The following is a 19,322-nucleotide window of genomic DNA, read 5'->3' as shown; positions in this document are numbered from 1 at the left end:
GATAATTCAGTATATTATACACATATCATTTTTTAAGGAGAGTTTATGAAATATAATAAATTAGGATTTGCAGTAGCAACGTTTGCATCAGCTGTACTATTGGCAGCATGTGGTTCAGCACCTGCTAGTGATGCAGGAGCAACTGGTACACAAGTAGGAGATACAGTCAAAATTGGTTACAACTTAGAACTTTCAGGAGCTGTAGCGGCTTATGGGAATCAAGAGAAAAATGGTGCTGATTTAGCTGTTAAAGAAATCAATGCAGCAGGTGGTGTTGATGGTAAGAAAATTGAAGTCGTTGTAAAGGATAACAAGTCTGATAATGCTGAAGTGGCTACAGTTTCAACTAATCTGGCTACGGAAGAGAAAGTGAACGTTATCATTGGTCCTGCAACTTCAGGTGCTGTATCAGCAGCTACACCAAACGTAACAAAGGCTGCTGTTCCTTTGGTTACTCCTTCTGGAACGGCAGATGATTTGACAGTCAAAGGTGATAAAGTAGAAGAGTATATTTTCCGCGCAACTTTCCAGGATAGTTTTCAGGGTGAAGTGATAGCACAATATGCAACAGAAAACCTGACATCTAAGAAAGCCCTTGTATACTATGATGCTTCAAGTGACTACGCGAAAGGTCTTTATAAATCCTTTAAGAAAAATTATAAAGGTGAAATCATTGCTGAAACCTACCAAGCAGGTGACAAAGATTTTCAAGCTGTTTTGACAAAGGTAAAAGATAAAGGTTTTGATGCTGTTATCTTACTAGGTTACTATACAGAAGCTGGTTTGATTACCAAACAAGCACGTGAACTTGGAATTGATGCACCAATCCTTGGACCAGATGGTTTCTCAGATACGAAGTTCATCGAAGGTGCGGGCGCGACTAATGCAACAAATGTCTTCTATGTATCAGGCTATTCTTCAGCTGTGAAATTATCAGATAAAAAATCTGAAAACTTTGAAAAGACTTATACAGAAACATACGGTGAAGCACCAAACATGTTTGCGGCTCTTGCCTATGATGCAGTCTATATGGCAGCTGAAGCAGCAGAAGGTGCGAAAGATTCAAAAGAAATTGCTAAAAACTTGGAAAATCTCAAAGATTTTGACGGTGTAACAGGTAAAATGACGATTGACGAAAATCATAATCCAGTAAAAACAGCGATTATGGTTGAGTTGAAAAATGGAAAAGCAGCCTCAGCAGTTGCTGTTGAAGCAGAATAAGAACAATGAGCATCTGGGGGGGATTTTCCCTCTCAGATATTATTATTTTATAGAAAGTTTGGTGATCACATGCTCCAACAATTAGTAAATGGTCTAATCCTAGGAAGCGTCTATGCGCTGATTGCGTTAGGGTATACCATGGTCTATGGAATTATTAAGCTGATTAACTTTGCCCATGGGGATATTTATATGATGGGGGCCTTTATTGGCTATTATCTAATCAGTCATTTCCATCTTAATTTTTTTGTTACACTTCTTTTGACAATGGTCTTAACCGCTTGTTTGGGTGTTTTGATTGAATTTTTAGCCTATCGTCCATTGCGGAATTCGACGAAGATTGCAGCCTTGATTACGGCAATTGGTGTCTCCTTCCTTCTTGAATATGGAATGGTTTACTTGGTTGGTGCTGACGTTCGGGCCTTTCCTCAGGCACTTGAAACCGTTAAGTATGATTTCGGTCCAATTAGTGTCACAAACGTCCAGTTGACAATCTTAGGAGTCTCAATCGTCCTGATGCTGGCTCTACAATTCATCGTGAAAAAAACAAAGATGGGGAAAGCCATGCGGGCAGTATCAGTGGATAGTGATGCGGCTCAGTTGATGGGAATTGACGTGAATGCAACGATTAGCTTTACTTTTGCCCTTGGTTCAGCCTTGGCAGGGGCTGCTGGTGTTCTGATTGGTCTTTACTATAATTCAATCGATCCATTAATGGGGATGACTCCTGGTATTAAAGCCTTTGTTGCAGCTGTTTTAGGTGGTATTGGAATCATTCCTGGTGCGGCTCTTGGTGGATTGATTATTGGTTTGTTAGAAACGTTTGCTGTTTCGATTGGGCTTTCTAGTTATCGTGATGCGGTTGTATATGCTATTTTGATTATCATCCTCTTGGTTCGTCCAGCGGGGATTCTTGGAAAGAATGTGAAGGAGAAGGTATAAGTTTATGAAGAATAATATAAAACCTATTTTAATCTGGCTTGCCCTTATCCTTGCGATTTTTGGAGTGCTAACGACTCTTGTGAATACGGGTGTAATTGGACTTTACTATGTCCAAATCTTAATGGGAATCGGAATTTCGATGATGATGGCACTGGGTACCAATCTGATTCTAGGGTTTTCGGGACAATTTTCACTTGGTCAAGCAGGTTTTATGGCAATTGGTGCCTATGCAACAGCGATTTTAACCACTTCCAACCCAACATATGGCGGATTTTATCTGTCCATTGTTGTTGGAGCTATCGTGGCAGCAGTCGTTGCACTCTTGGTTGGAATTCCTACCCTACGATTGAAAGGGGATTACCTTGCGATTGCAACGCTTGGAGTTGCAGAAATCATCCGTATTATGATTATCAATGGTGGTGATTTTACCAATGGAGCAGCAGGTTTGACAGGGATTCTTCCGTTTACCTCTTGGCAAGTTGTTTTTCTCTTTGTTGTCCTGACAGTCGTCCTCCTCTTGAATATCCTTCGGAGTCCTTTAGGACGTGAGGTTCTTGCTGTCCGCGAAAATGAGATTGCCGCAGAAGCGATGGGAGTCAACACAACGAAAATAAAAGTAACGGTCTTTGTAATTGCTGCAATCGTGTCCAGTATTGCTGGGTCACTATATGTGGGCTACATTGGAACGGTTGTACCAAAGGATTTCACAATCATGCGTTCAATTGATTACCTGATCATCGCAGTATTGGGCGGTTTGGGTTCTATGACAGGAACCATCGTTGCAGCAGTTGTATTAGGAATTTTAAATATGTTCCTCCAAAATGTTTCGGAATTGCGGATGATTATCTATTCGTTGGCCTTGATCCTCGTCATGGTCTTCCGTCCAGGTGGTCTTTTAGGAACATGGGAATTAACCTTTTCCAAGTTTTTCCAGTCAAAAAATAAGGAGGGCAAAAACTGATGGCACTTCTTGAAGTAAAAAAAATAACCAAGCATTTTGGTGGTCTGACAGCAGTAGGTGATGTGACCATGGAGCTTAATGAGGGTGAACTAGTTGGTCTGATTGGTCCAAATGGTGCAGGAAAAACAACCCTTTTTAATCTGTTGACAGGAGTCTATGAGCCAAGTGAAGGGACAGTAATGTTGGATGGTACTCTCTTAAATGGCAAAGCTCCTTATAAGATTGCCTCACTCGGTCTATCTCGGACTTTCCAAAATATTCGTTTGTTTAAGGATATGACTGTTTTAGAGAATGTTCTAGTCGGTTTTGCAAATCGACACAATCCACATGTCTTAGCTTCTTTTCTTCGCTTACCAAAATTCTACCAAAGCGAAAAAGAATTGAAGCAAAAAGCGCTGGAATTGCTAGCCATTTTCAATTTGGATGCTGACGCAGATACTTTAGCTAAAAATCTTCCCTATGGGCAGCAAAGACGCTTGGAAATTGTACGTGCCTTGGCAACAGAACCAAAAATTCTATTTCTTGATGAACCTGCTGCTGGTATGAACCCGCAGGAAACGGCTGAGTTGACAGCTCTCATCCGAAAAATCAAAGATGAATTTGGTATTACGATCATCTTGATTGAGCATGATATGAGTTTGGTCATGGAAGTTACAGAGCGGATTTATGTGCTAGAATATGGTCGTTTAATTGCGCATGGGACTCCAGAAGAAATTAAGAACAATAAGCGCGTCATCGAAGCGTATCTTGGAGGTGAGGCATAATGGCCATGTTAGAAGTAAAAGATCTTTCAGTAAGTTACGGAGCCATTGAAGCTGTTAAGCAGGTCTCTTTTGAGGTAAATGAAGGAGAAGTAGTTTCGCTTATTGGAGCCAATGGAGCTGGAAAAACATCGATTTTACGGACTGTTTCCGGCTTGGTTCGTCCAAGTAGTGGAACCATTGAATTTATGGGGCAGGGAATCCACAAAGTTCCAGCTCGAAAAATTGTAGCTTCTGGTCTATCACAAGTTCCAGAAGGTCGCCATGTCTTTGCAGGCTTAACCGTTATGGAAAACCTTGAAATGGGTGCTTTCCTAAAAAATAATCGGGATGAAAATCAGAAAAATCTAAAACGTGTTTTTGACCGTTTTCCTCGTTTGGAAGAACGGAAAAATCAAGATGCAGCGACTCTTTCTGGAGGGGAACAGCAGATGTTGGCGATGGGTCGAGCATTGATGAGCCAACCCCAATTGCTCCTACTAGATGAGCCTTCTATGGGATTAGCGCCAATTTTTATTCAAGAAATCTTTGATATTATTCAAGATATTCAAAAGCAAGGGACGACCGTTCTCTTGATAGAACAAAATGCTAACAAGGCTCTTGCGATTGCAGATCGAGGCTATGTTCTTGAAACAGGGAAGATTGTATTATCTGGTACAGGTCAGGAACTTTTATCATCTGATGAAGTGCGAAAAGCTTATTTGGGTGGGTAATCCATCGGATGACACGAAAATTTTACGAGACGTTGATGTAACACTTTCCAAAATATGATATAATGAGGATGATAAAGGAGGATTTTTCATGGCTGTTAGAGACTTTATGACCCGTAAAGTGATTTACATTTCCCCCGATACAACAATTGCGCATGCGGCTGACTTGATGCGTGAGCAAGATATTCATCGCCTTCCTGTGATTGAACATGATAAACTAGTCGGTTTGGTGACAGAAGGGACAATTGCTGAAGCCAGTCCTTCAAAGGCGACTACCTTGTCGATTTATGAGATGAATTACTTACTGAACAAAACCAAGGTAAAGGATGTCATGATTCGAGACGTCATCACGGTATCCCAGTTTGCAAGTCTAGAAGACGCTGTTTACTTGATGTTCAAACATAAAGTGGGGATTTTACCAGTGATGGACAATGGTCAGATGTCTGGCGTTATTACCGACCGCGATGTGTTCAAAGCCTTTTTGAATGTATCAGGCTATGGTGAAGACGGAGTTCGTGTTCGTTGCTTAGTAGAAGATCGTGCAGGTATGCTCGGTTCCATTTTAAGAATTATTTCCGATTTGGGCTACAATGTTGCAAATACTGTTCAAATGGATGCCAATCCAGGTTATACCATTATCGAGGTACAGATTGAAGGTCAAGTTGATGAAGTGACTTTAAAAGAACGTTTGCAAGAAACAGTTGTTGAAGTTGAAAGTATTCTGCCAACTGTTGCCAAGAAAATTTAAAATGAGGCAGGACAGTCGTCCTAACCTCATTTTTTATTTTTCGATGGGTTGTTTATTTTTATCTAATGTAAAGCCTTCTCCTAGGACTTCATGCGCGTCCGTAATAGTAATAAAAGCATGGGGATCAATCCGGTGGATTAAATCTTTTGTTTCTTGTAATTGGCTTTTGTAAATGACGGAATACACCATCTGTGTATCTTTCCTACTGTAAAAGCCTTGGGCTTTGATAAAAGTGACACCACGTTCAATTTCTGCGTCAATGGCAGTCGCAATTTCTTCATATTTTTGAGAGATAATCATCACTCCCTTGCTACCATATCCGCCATCGCTAATGATGTCAATCACTTTTGAAGCAATGGTGACTTGAATCATGGTGTACAGTACAACTCGTAAGTCCTGTGAAACGATGATGGTTAAAGCTAAGACAAGGATATCAATTGTCAGAATGATTTGGCCAATGGTGTAGGAAGTGTATTTGTGACCGATACGAGCTAAAATATCACTCCCCCCTGTCGTTCCTCCTGCCTTGAAAATAATCCCTAGACCTGTTCCTGCTAAGATACCTGCTAACATACTTACAATAATCAAATCACCTTCTAAATTGATGACAAAGGGAATTTTTTCAAAAATAGCTAACCAGACTGTAACAGCAAGCGTTCCAAGGATACTGTATCGTAAGACCTGACGACCAAGAATTTTCCAACCCAAAATGAAAAGGGGGATATTGATTAAGATGTTCATGATCCAAGGCTGAATTTTAAATAGATAATAGATAATCAATGTAATCCCAGTAGCACCACCTTCATAAAGGCCGTTTGGCATGACAAGATAGTTCAGAGCAAACGAGAACAAACCTGCTCCCAACAAGATGAGTAAAATATTTTTAAAACGCATGGTTTACACTCCTTTTTTACATACCATTCCATTCTAACAAATTTATAGGAGAGGGGCAAGGGAAATTAAAGTGTGCGTTTTGCTCTTTTTTTTGATAAAATAAAGGGAGTATGAAAAAATGAGGCATGATATGGATAAGGGAATTTTTATTACATTTGAAGGAGCAGATGGGGCAGGAAAAACCTCTGTATTGCAAGCACTCCTGCCACGCTTAGAACAGTTCGGCAAAGAAATACTAACCACGCGTGAGCCAGGTGGTGTGGCCATCGCAGAAAGTATTCGATCGGTCATTTTAGATCCTAAGAATACTGCGATGGACGATAAGACGGAGCTATTATTATATATCGCAGCACGCCGTCAGCACTTAAAAGAAAGAATTACACCTGCTCTCGAATCGGGAAAGTTGCTCTTAGTAGATCGTTTTATTGATTCATCTGTCGCTTATCAAGGCTTCGGACGTGGTCTAAATGTGGAAGATATTAATTGGCTCAATCGATTTGCAACAGATGGTTTAGTACCAGATTTGACCCTTTATTTTGATATTGAGGTGGAAGAAGGGCTGGCGCGCATTGCGAAAAACCGTCACCATGATGTTGATCGATTGGATATGGAAACGGTTGATTTGCATCAACGTGTCCGAAATGGTTACCTATCCATTTTGGAACAGGAATCCGATCGTGTTGTGAAAATTGATGCTAGCCAATCTTTGGATGTTGTTACTGATGCAGCCTTTGCAGTCATTGTAGAACGATTTTTTGAGTAAGATGAATTATAAAGAATTACAAGTCTGGCAGCCTCAAGTGATGGCTCGATTTGAACGGGTGTTGCAAGAAAATAAATTAGGACATGCCTATCTTTTTTCTGGTCATTTTGCAAGTTTTGATATGGCACTCTTTTTAAGCCAAGCACAGTTTTGTACAGAAAGCTCGAACCATCTTCCTTGTGGGAACTGTCGAAATTGTCGCTTGATTGCAAATGAAGAGTTTACAGATGTGACAGTGGTTCGTCCACAGGGAAACGTCATCCGAACGGAAACTATCCGAGAATTGGTCAAGCATTTTACTCAATCAGGATTTGAGTCAACAAAGCAAATTTTTATTGTTTGCGATGCGGATAAGATGCATCCCAATGCCGCTAATTCCTTGTTAAAAGTGATAGAAGAACCCCAGATTGATGTGACCATCTTCCTTTTAACCAATCATGAAGAGGCGATGTTGCCGACCATTAAAAGCCGAACGCAGATTGTCTCCTTTCCCAAAAATCGTGCAGTTTTGACAGAATATCTTGAAAAAGAAGGCGTCTTGAAATCGCAGGCTCGGATACTAGCAGAGTTGGTGGCTAGTCAAGACGAAGCATTGCAATTGATAAAAAACAAAGCATTTCAGGAGTTGATGGTCGTCATTCCTCGTTTTGTGAAAGCTCTATTAGAGATGCCAAATCAAGCCTATTTGATGGTGTCACAGCTGATTAATTTGACTAGTGATAAAGAAGAACAGGAGCGGCTACTTGAACTGTTGACCTTGACTTTGGCAGAACATCGTATGGACAGCCTTGCTCAAAGCTATTTGGCTGGTCTCATTGAGGTTCGTAGTATGTGGAAAAGCAATGTCAGTCTTCAAAATGCCTTAGAATATATGATTTTAAAGAAAGAATGAAAGGGGAGAGATAATGGATAAGAGAGAGATTTTTGATGCCTTGGATGGTTTTTCACAACAGCTGTTGATGACTTTGGCAGAGGTGGATGCTATAAAAAAACATTTACAGTCTGTCATAGATGAAAATACAGCTCTACGCTTAGAAAATTCTAAGCTACGAGACCGTTTAGCCCAAGAAGAAAAGCAAGGAACAAAGACAGCGAATGTTGGGAAGGAAAATTTGGAAAATATCTATGAAGACGGCTTCCATATTTGTACATTTTCTTATGGGCAACGTCGGGATAATGATGAACCCTGCATGTTCTGCTTAGAATTATTGAATCGAGAATAAGATGCAAGTACAACGATCATTTAAGGGAGTGAAAGACACTGGCACCCTGTATCTAGTGGCGACTCCGATTGGAAATTTACAGGATATGACCTTTCGTGCGGTGGAGACCTTAAAATTGGTAGACTTTATCTGTGCAGAGGATACGCGAAATACAGGATTATTATTGAAGCATTTTGGGATTGAGACAAGGCAAATTTCCTTTCATGAACACAATGCCTATGAGAAAATTCCTGGACTCCTATCGCTATTGAAGGAGGGAAAATCATTGGCTCAGGTGTCCGATGCAGGGCTTCCGTCTATTTCGGATCCAGGACATGATTTGGTCAAGGCGGCCATTGCAGAAGCTATTCCTGTTGTGGCATTGCCAGGAGCATCTGCAGGCATCACGGGATTAATTGCTTCGGGTATCGCTCCGCAACCGCATGTTTTCTATGGTTTTTTGCCAAGAAAATCAGGACAGCAGAAGGAATTTTTCACCAGTAAGCGGTCCTATCCAGAAACGCAAATTTTTTATGAATCTCCCTATCGTGTGGCAGATACCTTACAGAATATGCTTGCGGTCTATGGTGATCGACAAGTCGTTGTCGTTCGCGAATTGACGAAATTATACGAGGAATACCAAAGAGGAAGTATTTCAGAAGTATGTGACTACATTGCGGAACACCCCTTGAAGGGAGAGTGTTTGCTGATTGTCGCAGGTTCTACTGGCGAGGAAAGCATAACTGACTTGTCAGAGGTCAATCCGACAGACCGAGTGAGGCAGCTCGTAAAAGAAGGCTTGAAACCTAATCAAGCCATTAAACAAGTAGCCAAAGAATATGGCTTGAATCGTCAAGAAATTTATCAAGCTTATCATGGAGTAGAATAAAGGAGTTGGCTAAGCCAACTCCTTTAGGTTGAAGACAAACTATACTTTCCAAATAAAATCAGCCTAAAAAAATGGCTGACTATGAAAAATTAGGGGTGCTTGAAAATGTAATCTAGACTTTTTCGCCGTGATAAAAGTGCCTGAAACTATATAGTTTCAGGCACCCGGAAGTTTTGAGACATTAGGCTCAAAACTTAGGTATGGAATTCCATCGGAAGTCGCTACCGTCCGTTATCACTTAAGGAAAGTCTAAAAAAGACTTTGTCTATACTCTGAAGGAGTTGGCATAGCCAACTCCTTTTGTGTTTATAAAATTGCAGTGCCGTGGACAATGTTTGCTCCTGTCAGTTGGCAAAGTTCGTGACAATTCTCAGCAGTGACACCACCGCCAATCATGATCTCAATACGATTGTCCGCATAATTAACTAATTCCTTAATAGCATCCACATTGTCAAAAATATTTCGTCTTTCTGCTGAACCATGAAGTAAGATGCGAACAAAGCCATAGTCAACTAACGTATCGAGGGCTTCTTTTTGATTTTCATGTGGAATGAGATCGAAAGCCATGTGAAAGACCAAAGGGAGTCCTTGAGTAGCTGGTAGGAGTTGCTCAATGCCATCAGTATCTAACTGATTTTCTTTGGTCAATAAGCCCAATACTAAACTGTCACTTTCCAATTCAACAGCTCGTAAGATATCTTCTTCCATGACTTTTAATTCTAAGTCATTGTAGACAAAATTTCCCCCACGTGGACGGATCATCGTCGCGAGGCTAATACCTTTTTCATGAAGATAGTGCGCAGCTTCTTTAATAACGCCATAGGAAGGGGTTGTGCCACCGACCGCTAAATTATCACAGAGCTCTACCCTGCTAATTTCAGGAGTAGTGAGTTTATGTAGATCCGTCAGATTTTCTGCACAAAATTCTTTAATCATTTTCGTACCTCTTTTCTGTTTTTATTATATCATGAAATAAGTCAGTAAGTGAGGAAGCAAAAGCAGGAATTTCCAATTTTTTAAGTTGCTAATAGAGTAGAATCGGGTTACAATAAAATGAAGAATGTATTGGGGGGAAATATGCAGGATTTAACACAGGGAAAGCCACTTCGCGTGATTTTACAGTTTGCAATTCCATTATTGGTTGGTAGCTTTTTCCAATTGACCTATAATTTTGCGGATGCAATGATTGTCGGCCATACATTGGGGCAAAATGCTTTTGCAAGTGTTGGAGCAACGGGAAGTATCACGTTTTTGATTTTGGGTTTTGCCCAGGGGGTGACTTCCGGGTTGTCCATTGTCATCTCACAGCGTTTTGGAGCTGGAGATGCAAACGGTATTGAGCAGAGTTTTGTACATGGCCTGTTTTATTCTCTAACTGTTAGTCTTGTCCTTAGTTTGCTATCACTGCTGATGCTACGTCCTTTATTGAACGTAATGCAAATGCCATCCGATTTATTGTCCAATTCCTATCAGTTTTTACTAGCAATTTTTGGAGGAATGGTTTTTACAGTTCTTTACAATTATTTTTCTAGTGCCATTCGGGCCCTGGGAGATTCAAGGACACCTCTATATGCATTGATGATTGCTTGTATTTTAAATATTTTTTTAGATTTCTTCTTTATTCTCAATCTAAAAATGGGCGTATTTGGCGCAGGATTTGCTACTATTTTGGCGCAGGCTCTTTCTGTTTTGTATCTCATTATATACAGTCATCGAAAGATTCCGTATTTTACGTTTCATAAAACCATGTTCCGATTGAAACTGAAAGAATTAACAGTACATGCAAACATTGGTTTTCCTATGGCTTTTCAATCCAGTATTATTGCGATTGGAGCGATTACCTTACAAGTCGTTTTGAATCAGCTAGGAACGGATGCTATTGCGGCACAATCTATTGCAAGCAAGACAGATCAACTTGCCATGCTCCCGATGATTAATCTGGGCTTAGCCGTATCTACCTTTACTGCACAAAATTATGGTGCTAAAAAATATGCCAGAATCATAGAGGGATTGCAACAAACCTTGGTCGTAACTGTTGCTTGGGGAATCTTTTTTGCAGCTATTTTGATTCTCTTTAATAAACAATTTTCAGGACTTTTTTTAGCTAATCCATCTGCACGCGTTTTGGAACTAGCATTTATTTATTATGTGATTAATGGTGTCTGTTACTGGATTTTATCAATTTTATTTGTGACACGTTCCTTTATTCAAGGTTTGGGGAATGGATTTGTTCCGACTCTTGCTGGCTTTGCTGAGTTGATCATGCGGGCTATGGTTGCCATTCTTGGAGCTAAATTTTTCGGATATGCGGGAGTTGCAGCCGCAAGCCCTGCGGCTTGGATAGGTAGCGTCTCCATCTTAATTCCAAGTTTGTGGATTTTTATGAGACGGATGAAGCGAGAAGGTGTGTTTCATATTGGGAAATAGGGAGTTTAATAGGTATTACTGCGCACAGAAGTAGCGGGATGAATGGAATGTTTTTTGTGAAATCGTCCCATTCGTCCTTTTCTTTTTTATAATTGTTCGGAAAAAGGCGAATCTAGTAATCTATAATCTTTACAAAATTCAGAAAATTGTGTTATAATGCCTGTATTATATGATGGAGGTGTCATGATGACAATTTACAATTTCTCAGCAGGACCTGCTACTTTACCGAAACCTGTGCTTGAGACAGCACGTGATGAAATGTTGGATTACCAAGGTTCGGGAATGTCCGTGCTCGAAATGTCCCATCGCTCTCCAGAATTTGACAAGATTATGAAAGATGCGGAAAAGACGCTACGTGAATTAATGGCGATTCCTGATAACTACAAGGTACTTTTCCTGCAAGGTGGTGCTTCATTGCAATTTACCATGGTGCCTTTGAACTTAGCTCAAGGGAAAAAAGCATACTATCTAGTCGGTGGTTCGTGGGGTAAAAAAGCCTATACAGAAGCGGTGAAATTGTCCAAAACCATCCCATTTGAACCGATTTTATTAGCTTCATCAGAAGACACGGTTTACGATCATATTCCGACTTTTGATGCGTCTACCATTGATCCAGAAGCTGCCTATGTGCATATTACGACGAACAATACCATTGAAGGAACGGCTATTTATGACTTGCCTGATACCAATGGTGTTCCGATTGTAGCAGATATGTCGTCGAACATTTTAGCTGCCCGATACAATGTAGAAGACTTTGCGCTAATTTATGCCGGTGCTCAAAAGAACATCGGACCTGCTGGCGTGACAGTGGTCATTATTCGTGAGGATTTCTTGAATGATACACCGCAATTGTCTGCGATGTTGGATTATCATGTTCAGGCAGACAACGATTCTCTTTACAATACGCCACCTGCTTATAACATCTATATTTCTAAATTGGTCTTTGATTGGGTCAAAAATGACATCGGTGGCGTGGACAAAATGGAAGCTATCAATCGTGAAAAATCTGCTCTGTTGTATGATTTTATCGAGCAATCTGATTTCTATACAAGTCCAGTGAAATTTGCAAAAGACCGCTCCGTCTGCAATATTCCTTTCATCACGCCAAGTAAGGAATTGGATGCCAAATTTGTCAAGGAAGCTGATGCGTTAGGATTTAAAAATATCAAGGGCCACCGTAGTGTCGGTGGCATGCGTGCTAGCTTGTACAATGTCTTTCCACAGCAAGGCGTTGTAGACTTGCTGGCTTTCATGAAGAAATTTGAGGAAGAAAATAACTAATGGACATACGATTCGCACATCCAAATGAATTAGAAGCAATTGTCACAATCATTGAAGAAGCAAGAGCACATCTGGCTGCATCAGGTAGCAATCAATGGCAAGGAGCAGATGGTTATCCTACTCAAGAGGATATTTTTGAGGATATTTTAGAAAATCGTGGCTATGTCGGCTTGATTGATGGTCGTGTGGTCGCTTATGCAGCAGTATATCTAGGAAATCAGCCAGAATACAATGCGATTTATGATGGGAAGTGGCAACACAATAACTACCGATATGTGACCTTTCATCGAGTGGCTGTGGCGGCTGATTTTCGTGGTCAACAAGTTGCTCAAACTTTCTTACAAGGCTTGATTGAGGGGCATAAGGGGCCAGATTTTCGTTGTGATACGCATGAAAAAAATGTGGCCATGCAACACATTCTTGAAAAATTAGGATTTGTTTATTGTGGTAAGGTGCCGATTGATGGAGAGCGTTTGGCCTATCAAAAAATAAAACACAAGAGCGAGACAGGTTTGTATCAAGAAATCTCGGAAGATGACCGCTGGATGTTAGGCGGAAGAGAACCGATTGAACAAATGGATCTTTAAGCGGAAACGAAGAAAGATGAGAAAATATGGTATACAGTGTCAAAACATTTAACAATATCAATCAATTAGGTTTAAAGGAACTGGGAAATCAATTCCAAATTGATGGGGATAAGGCAGACAATCCAGACGCCTATATTCTCCGAAGTCAAAATTTACATGGGACAAGCTTTCCTTCCAATTTAAAAGCTATTGCGCGTGCAGGTGCGGGTACCAATAACATTCCCATTGAGGAAGCAACAGAAGCTGGAATTGTTGTATTCAATACACCAGGAGCCAATGCCAATGCAGTGAAAGAAGCCGTTATTACCTCTATCTTGTTGTCAGCGCGTGATTACTTTTCAGCAACTTCATGGGCAAACACACTCTCAGGTGACGATGTTCCAAAGCAAATCGAAGCAGGAAAATCACAATTTGCTGGGACAGAAATTTTTGGAAAAACGCTGGGAGTGATTGGACTTGGAGCTATTGGTGCTCGTATCGCAAATGATGCGCGTCGTCTAGGAATGAACGTCATTGGCTACGATCCCTACGTATCCATCGAAGCAGCTTGGAGCATTTCGAGCCATGTAAAACGGGCCAATGACTTGAAGGAAATCTTTGCCAATAGTGATTATATCACGGTCCATGTACCATTGACGCCTGATACCAAGCATACCTTCAACAGTGAAGCCTTTGCTCTTATGCAAAAGGGAACGACATTGATTAACTTTGCGCGTGCGGAATTGGTGGACAATGCTGCTTTGTTTGATGCGATTGAAGCGGGTGTCATCAAACGCTATGTGACTGATTTTGGTACAGAAGAATTGCTCAATAAGGAAAAGATTACAGTCTTTCCTCATGTGGGAGGCTCAACAGAAGAAGCAGAACTCAATTGTGCCATCATGGCTGGTAAGACGATTCGTCGTTTCATGGAAACAGGTGAAATCACGAACTCTGTTAATTTCCCAAATATGCACCAGGTACAAGATGCTCCTTACCGCATTACGTTGATTAATAAAAACGTCCCAAATATTGTGGCGCATATTTCGACGGCAGTATCTGAATTAGGCATCAATATTGATAATATTATCAATCGTTCGAAGGGAGAGTATGCCTATACAATTTTGGATTTGGATGAAGAAGATAAGACTAAAATTGATACCTTGGTTGACCAATTTGAGAACAGTGACAACATTATTCGTGTACGACTAATTCCTTTGAAAAAATAAGAATCATCAGGTAGCTGGGAGTGTTCTCAGCTATTTTTTGGTATAATAATAGTATGTTCTATAAACAATATTACGATTCTCCCCTAGGTCAGCTTACCTTGTTGGCAGATGAAAAATCCTTGCTAGGAGCTTGGTTTGTCGATCAGAAATATGAGTTACATGGGTTTGAAACAGTTTCCCTCCGTGAGGAAGACACTTCTGTATTACAGGAAGCAAAGAAGTGGTTAGATGCATATTTTGCTGGTGAGGATCTAGCTCCCTTTCCAGAGTTAGCCCCCCAAGGGACCGCTTTTCAGCAACGAGTGTGGGACTGCCTTTTGACGATACCAGCTGGTGAAACTCTTACGTATGGTCAGATTGCCGAGCATCTTTCATGTAAATCAAGTCAAGCCATAGGCGGAGCAGTAGGGAGAAATCCAGTGAGTATTTTTATTCCTTGCCATCGAGTGGTAGGAGCAGATGGCAATTTGACAGGCTATGCTGGTGGCTTAGATCGTAAATCATGGCTATTAGCACACGAAAAAAGGAGATAACATGTACACATTTTATGAATATCCAAAATGTTCCACTTGCCAAAAGGCAAAAAAAGAGTTGTTGGCACTAGGAGTTGACTTCGACTCTATTGATATTAAGACCAATCCACCTCAAGTGGAGATATTACGTGAATTGTTGGAGAAGTCTCCATTTGACTTGAAGAAATTTTTCAATACTTCGGGAAATTCTTACCGAGCTTTGGGCTTGAAAGAGCGTTTTGATACCCTGACAGTGGATGAAGCCTTGGAACTGTTGGCGGCCGATGGGATGCTCATTAAACGGCCTATTCTGATTAAGGATGGCAAGGTCTTGCAAATTGGCTATCGGACACCTTATGAAGACTTGGGTTTTAAATAAAAAATGAAACTGAATATTTCAGTTTCATTTTTTATTTAAATCTCGATATCTAGTAAGATGGGTGTGTGGTCTTGGCGAGCTCCTGAATCAATCATAGTGGATTGGCGAACTTGATTTGCAATGCGGTCTGAAGTGAGCCAGTAGTCGATTCTCCATCCTGTATTGTTGATTTTGCTGGTTTTGCTACGTTGTGCCCACCAAGTATAGGCACTTGGAAGGTCACCATGTAAATGGCGGAAGGTGTCCGTAAATCCTGTGGCAAGTAAGTGCGTAAAGCCTGCGCGTTCTTCATCGGTGAAGCCCGGAGACTGGCGGTTGCTGGCTGGGTTTGCCAAGTCGATTTCCTTATGCGCGACATTGTAATCACCAGTAGCAAGGACTGGTTTTTGAGCATCCAATACTGCCAAGTATTCCGCATATTTTGCATCCCAGACTTGGCGATCTTCTAGACGTCTAAGACCGTCCCCAGCATTTGGAGTGTAGACCTGAGTCACGAAATAATTGTCAAATTCAAGCGTAATGATGCGGCCTTCAGAGTCCATTGTAGAAGGGGCACCAATTTCAGGGAAAGTGATAGTTGGGCTGAGTTCTTTCTTATAAAGAAACATCGTTCCAGCATAGCCTTTACGCGCTGGCTCGACAGAGGAGCGCCAAGTATTTTCATAATCAGGGAAGTATTGCGTTAGGATTTCAAGGTGCTTTTTAGTAGGACCAGTAGCTGACAGCTTTGTCTCCTGAATAGCGATGATATCAGCGTCTTGAGCAACTAGTGTATCAAGGACGGCGCGTGATAGTTCGGAACGTGGTGAAGTGCCAGTCAAGGCAGCATTAAGGGAATCAATATTCCAAGAAATCAATTTCATTATAAGATACACTTTCTAGTTTTGTCTGTTCTTATTTTACCAAAAATACAAGACTTATGCGACTATGGAGATTTTAGAAAACTATTTAGAAAAATATCGAAATAGTTCTTGCTTTTCAAAAGAAAAAGGAGTATTATCTATTTAGAAATATTTCTAAATAGAATTTGAGGTAGGAGTTATGAGTTTCGCAAATACGTTCAAGGCTTTGTCCAATCCTGTGAGGCGAGAAATCCTAAACCTTTTAAAAAAAGGGAGATTATCTGCTGGGGAAATAGCTGGTCAATTTGACATGACAGGAGCGACGATTTCCCATCACCTGAGCATTTTGAAAAAGGCGGATTTAATTTTTGAAACTCGGGAGAAGAATTTTATCTACTATGATTTGAATACATCTGTATTGGAGGAAATCATGGTTTGGATTTCGGATTTGAAAGGAGAGAATGATGAAAAAAATTGATAAAAAATTACTATTAATGACTTCATTGGTCATCTTATTACCAATGGTTATTGGGCTCATCTTGTGGAATAAGCTACCTGAAACCTTACCGACCCATTTTGGCTTTGATGGGCAAGCAGACGGCTTTAGTTCCAAATTTGAAGCAGTTGTCGGTATGCCTTTTGTCATGTTGGGTTTGCATTTGTTTGCTGTCTTTGTGACGTCACGTGACCCAAAAGCTGGTAATGTCACTCCTAAGATACAAAAATTGGTTTATTGGATTATTCCCACCATTTTGTGCATTGTACAAGTCATGGTCTACGGCGGTGCTTTGGGCTGGATTCATGGTCAAGCTCGGATTGGTAATGTCATGCTGGGGCTGATTTTTCTAGTGATTGGTAATTATTTGCCAAAAATGAAGCAGAATTATACGGTGGGAATTAAGTTGCCGTGGACACTGGATAATGAAGAAAATTGGAACAAAACGCATCGGCTGGCAGGTCGTATATGGGTATTGGCAGGTCTATTTTTCTTGGTAAATGCCTTATTTCCATTTAGCACATCCTATCTGTTTGGGAGTATTCTATTCGTGGCAATCGTCGTTCCGTGTGTGTATTCCTATTGGTTAAGTAGTAGAATTTAGACACTGCTAAGGCGGTGTCTTTTTTCTTACTTTCATGATCGCTGTGGTATAATAAGGATAAATAACTTGAGAGTAAAAGCGGAGGTGGCTTGTATGAAAAAAATGCTCAAGAACTTTCTAATCTTTCTTTGGATGATCGTGATGGGAGCGAGTTACTGGGTCTTTTTACCACCACTAAATCCAATGAGTACTGGATTTTGGATGTTTGTATTGGAAGGCCTTGGCTTAGCCTTTGTGGCTCTCTTTGTGCTAGCGTTGGCAGATTCCATAGGGACAGCAGCGTCCAATCAGCGAACCAAAGTTGGCCGTGGGCGTAAGGAAGTGACACCTTCGTCTACCATTTATGATAAACCATTGAGTTGGGTTGGAGGAAGCGCACTTGTGTTACTTCTTCTCTTGATGGGAATGAGTTTCTTCAATTCGCGTGTTTTCCGTGCCAAAAGTTATGCCAATGTGATTACGGTCAAGGAAGCGGATTTTACAAAAGACTTTCCAGAGACAGACATTTCAACGCTTGCTCTTTTGGATCGGGCTTCTGCTGAGAAAATCGGTGACACTTATTTAGGGACCATTGACAAGGTATCACAGTTTGGCATTTCGGATGATTACCGTCAAATTACCATTGGAAAACAGCCTTATCGTGTATCCCCACTTGAGTATAAAAATTTCTGGAAGTGGCTCTCCAATCGGACCGAAGGGATTAGCTACTATGTCAAAGTCAATCAGACGACAGGAAAAGCGGAGCTGGTGAAACTAGACAAGGCTATGAAGTATTCAGATTCAGAATATGCTTTTCGTGATACCATGCGTTATCTGCGTTTTAAATATCCCTTCACTCTTTTCGGCGATCCCTCTTTTGAAGTAGATGATGATGGGAACCCTTACTACGTAGCAACTATTTATCAGCCAAAATTTATGTTGTCGTCCAAGGATCCAGTAGGGGCTATCCTGCTAGATTCAGTGACAGGAGAGACCAAGGAATACGATTTACAAGATATTCCTAAATGGGTAGACCGCGTGTTCTCAGCGAATAATGTGCTGACGCGGGTCGATGATTACTATACTTACCAAGATGGATTCTGGAATACTGTCTTTAGTCAAACAGGTGTCAAACAAACTACGGATAGTTACAACTACATTTCGATTGGTTCAGATATTTACCTCTATACAGGTATTACCTCAGCAACAGCTGATTCCTCTAATCTCGGTTTTATTTTGGTCAATATGCGGACGCGTCAGGTGACCAATTATAAACTGGCTTCTGCGACTGAAACAGCTGCTCAGGAATCTGCAGAAGGAGAAGTGCAGGAAAAAGACTACGAGGCAACAGCACCAACCTTGGTCAAATTAGATGACAAGGCCTATTACCTCGTTTCTCTCAAAGATGATGCAGGGCTGGTCAAGTCTTATGCCTTAGTAGACGCAGAAGATTACCAACAAGTTACGGTCAATAATGACATTGAAAGTCTGATTTCGCAATTCACAGATGCCGATACTTCCGCCCTATCTGGTGCGTCTAGCTCAGCATCTGGCAAGGCCGGTAAGGAAGTGAAGATGATTTCAGGTACTGTAGAAGCCCTTGCTAGTCAGATGATTTCCGGCTCAACGGTCTATTATATTTCTTCGTCTGGAGAAATATATAAGGTAAAGGCGACAGAAGATACAACAGACCAACTGCCATTCTTGAAAGTGGGTGACCGCTTCACAGGCCAGCTTGGCAAAGACAATTATTTGAAGAATGTTGAAATTGTAATAGCAGAAAAGGAAACAGAGAGTAGATAGTTCGTTACAATTCATTATTGCATTCGTCATTCGAAAAAGTCTGAGACATTGTACTCAGACTTTTTTATATGTTGAATCTCTAACTATGGCTCAGTATGATCAATAATAAGTTAAGT

At 40.8% G+C, this 19,322-nt stretch carries 22 protein-coding genes; 19 read left to right on the top strand and 3 right to left on the bottom strand.

Annotation, left to right across the window (positions count from 1 at the left end):
* The first annotated feature begins 45 nt into the window (after positions 1 to 45).
* The 6 genes from A3I9_RS0107285 (at position 46) to A3I9_RS0107260 (ending at position 5,340) form a co-directional block, all read left to right on the top strand.
* Positions 46 to 1,221: an ABC transporter substrate-binding protein gene (locus tag A3I9_RS0107285; RefSeq protein WP_018378378.1), complete on the top strand. Its 1,176-nt coding sequence runs from the start codon at positions 46 to 48 to the stop codon at positions 1,219 to 1,221.
* 69 nt (positions 1,222 to 1,290) lie between these two features.
* A complete protein-coding gene (locus A3I9_RS0107280) occupies positions 1,291 to 2,160 on the top strand; it encodes a branched-chain amino acid ABC transporter permease (protein WP_018378377.1) in 870 nt (289 codons plus the stop codon).
* 4 nt (positions 2,161 to 2,164) lie between these two features.
* Positions 2,165 to 3,121 carry a branched-chain amino acid ABC transporter permease gene (locus tag A3I9_RS0107275; protein WP_018378376.1) on the top strand — a complete coding sequence of 319 codons (957 nt, stop codon included), beginning with the start codon at positions 2,165 to 2,167 and terminating at the stop codon, positions 3,119 to 3,121.
* A complete protein-coding gene (locus tag A3I9_RS0107270) occupies positions 3,121 to 3,885 on the top strand; it encodes an ABC transporter ATP-binding protein (protein ID WP_018378375.1) in 765 nt (254 codons plus the stop codon). Before A3I9_RS0107275 ends, A3I9_RS0107270 begins: the two co-directional genes overlap by 1 nt.
* A complete protein-coding gene (locus A3I9_RS0107265) occupies positions 3,885 to 4,595 on the top strand; it encodes an ABC transporter ATP-binding protein (protein WP_018378374.1) in 711 nt (236 codons plus the stop codon). The genes A3I9_RS0107270 and A3I9_RS0107265 overlap by 1 nt, the downstream gene beginning before the upstream one ends.
* A gap of 88 nt (positions 4,596 to 4,683) precedes the next feature.
* Positions 4,684 to 5,340, top strand: coding sequence for a CBS domain-containing protein (locus tag A3I9_RS0107260; RefSeq protein WP_018378373.1), 657 nt, complete (start codon positions 4,684 to 4,686; stop codon positions 5,338 to 5,340).
* A gap of 33 nt (positions 5,341 to 5,373) precedes the next feature.
* On the opposite strand, the gene A3I9_RS0107255 is transcribed toward A3I9_RS0107260, so the two are convergent.
* On the bottom strand, positions 5,374 to 6,234 hold the full coding sequence (locus A3I9_RS0107255) for a YitT family protein (RefSeq protein ID WP_018378372.1): 861 nt from the start codon (positions 6,232 to 6,234) through the stop codon (positions 5,374 to 5,376).
* A gap of 130 nt (positions 6,235 to 6,364) precedes the next feature.
* Here A3I9_RS0107255 and tmk point away from each other — a divergent pair, with 130 nt between their 5' ends.
* From tmk to rsmI, 4 genes are read left to right on the top strand one after another with little or no spacing between them, the layout of a single operon-like run.
* A complete protein-coding gene (gene tmk, locus A3I9_RS0107250) occupies positions 6,365 to 6,997 on the top strand; it encodes a dTMP kinase (protein WP_018378371.1) in 633 nt (210 codons plus the stop codon).
* A gap of 1 nt (position 6,998) precedes the next feature.
* A complete protein-coding gene (locus A3I9_RS0107245; RefSeq protein WP_018378370.1) occupies positions 6,999 to 7,889 on the top strand; it encodes a DNA polymerase III subunit delta' in 891 nt (296 codons plus the stop codon).
* 13 nt (positions 7,890 to 7,902) lie between these two features.
* Positions 7,903 to 8,220 carry a DNA replication initiation control protein YabA gene (gene yabA / locus A3I9_RS0107240; protein WP_018378369.1) on the top strand — a complete coding sequence of 106 codons (318 nt, stop codon included), beginning with the start codon at positions 7,903 to 7,905 and terminating at the stop codon, positions 8,218 to 8,220.
* 1 nt (position 8,221) lies between these two features.
* Positions 8,222 to 9,088, top strand: coding sequence for a 16S rRNA (cytidine(1402)-2'-O)-methyltransferase (rsmI, locus tag A3I9_RS0107235; RefSeq protein WP_018378368.1), 867 nt, complete (start codon positions 8,222 to 8,224; stop codon positions 9,086 to 9,088).
* A 306-nt stretch (positions 9,089 to 9,394) separates the two neighbouring features.
* On the opposite strand, the gene A3I9_RS0107230 is transcribed toward rsmI, so the two are convergent.
* On the bottom strand, positions 9,395 to 10,024 hold the full coding sequence (locus A3I9_RS0107230; RefSeq protein WP_018378367.1) for a copper homeostasis protein CutC: 630 nt from the start codon (positions 10,022 to 10,024) through the stop codon (positions 9,395 to 9,397).
* Between the two features lie 141 nt (positions 10,025 to 10,165).
* On the opposite strand from A3I9_RS0107230, the gene A3I9_RS0107225 reads away from it, so the two are divergent.
* The 6 genes from A3I9_RS0107225 to A3I9_RS0107200 all read left to right on the top strand — a co-directional run bounded on the left by A3I9_RS0107225 (position 10,166) and on the right by A3I9_RS0107200 (position 15,482).
* Entirely contained in the window at positions 10,166 to 11,515 is a 1,350-nt protein-coding gene (locus A3I9_RS0107225) for an MATE family efflux transporter (protein WP_018378366.1), read from the top strand.
* 186 nt (positions 11,516 to 11,701) lie between these two features.
* Positions 11,702 to 12,796 (top strand): 3-phosphoserine/phosphohydroxythreonine transaminase, encoded by a 1,095-nt coding sequence (gene serC, locus A3I9_RS0107220; protein ID WP_026217379.1) that lies wholly within the window; start codon positions 11,702 to 11,704, stop codon positions 12,794 to 12,796.
* Positions 12,796 to 13,383, top strand: coding sequence for a GNAT family N-acetyltransferase (locus A3I9_RS0107215; protein WP_018378364.1), 588 nt, complete (start codon positions 12,796 to 12,798; stop codon positions 13,381 to 13,383). The genes serC and A3I9_RS0107215 overlap by 1 nt, the downstream gene beginning before the upstream one ends.
* Positions 13,384 to 13,409: 26 nt before the next feature.
* On the top strand, positions 13,410 to 14,591 hold the full coding sequence (locus tag A3I9_RS0107210) for a phosphoglycerate dehydrogenase (protein WP_018378363.1): 1,182 nt from the start codon (positions 13,410 to 13,412) through the stop codon (positions 14,589 to 14,591).
* A gap of 53 nt (positions 14,592 to 14,644) precedes the next feature.
* On the top strand, positions 14,645 to 15,124 hold the full coding sequence (locus tag A3I9_RS0107205) for a methylated-DNA--[protein]-cysteine S-methyltransferase (RefSeq protein WP_026217378.1): 480 nt from the start codon (positions 14,645 to 14,647) through the stop codon (positions 15,122 to 15,124).
* 1 nt (position 15,125) lies between these two features.
* The gene (locus A3I9_RS0107200) at positions 15,126 to 15,482 is read left to right on the top strand and encodes an arsenate reductase family protein (RefSeq protein ID WP_018378361.1); all 357 of its coding nucleotides are present in this window, start codon (positions 15,126 to 15,128) and stop codon (positions 15,480 to 15,482) included.
* A gap of 35 nt (positions 15,483 to 15,517) precedes the next feature.
* Here the strand turns inward: A3I9_RS0107200 and A3I9_RS0107195 are convergent, their stop codons facing one another.
* Positions 15,518 to 16,345 (bottom strand): exodeoxyribonuclease III, encoded by an 828-nt coding sequence (locus A3I9_RS0107195; protein ID WP_018378360.1) that lies wholly within the window; start codon positions 16,343 to 16,345, stop codon positions 15,518 to 15,520.
* A gap of 178 nt (positions 16,346 to 16,523) precedes the next feature.
* On the opposite strand from A3I9_RS0107195, the gene A3I9_RS0107190 reads away from it, so the two are divergent.
* From A3I9_RS0107190 to A3I9_RS0107180, 3 genes are all read left to right on the top strand, one after another.
* Positions 16,524 to 16,802, top strand: coding sequence for an autorepressor SdpR family transcription factor (locus A3I9_RS0107190; RefSeq protein WP_018378359.1), 279 nt, complete (start codon positions 16,524 to 16,526; stop codon positions 16,800 to 16,802).
* The gene (locus tag A3I9_RS0107185; RefSeq protein ID WP_018378358.1) at positions 16,789 to 17,424 is read left to right on the top strand and encodes an SdpI family protein; all 636 of its coding nucleotides are present in this window, start codon (positions 16,789 to 16,791) and stop codon (positions 17,422 to 17,424) included. Before A3I9_RS0107190 ends, A3I9_RS0107185 begins: the two co-directional genes overlap by 14 nt.
* Before the next feature lie 102 nt (positions 17,425 to 17,526).
* Complete coding sequence (locus tag A3I9_RS0107180; protein WP_026217377.1) at positions 17,527 to 19,206, top strand: hypothetical protein; 1,680 nt, start codon at positions 17,527 to 17,529, stop codon at positions 19,204 to 19,206.
* Positions 19,207 to 19,322 lie beyond the last annotated feature (116 nt).

Origin of the sequence: Streptococcus ovis DSM 16829 (assembly GCF_000380125.1) — a bacterium.
GTDB classification, from domain to species: domain Bacteria; phylum Bacillota; class Bacilli; order Lactobacillales; family Streptococcaceae; genus Streptococcus; species Streptococcus ovis.
The sequence above is the reverse complement of the archived record's forward strand: the minus strand, read 5'-3'. Positions and strand labels throughout refer to the sequence as shown.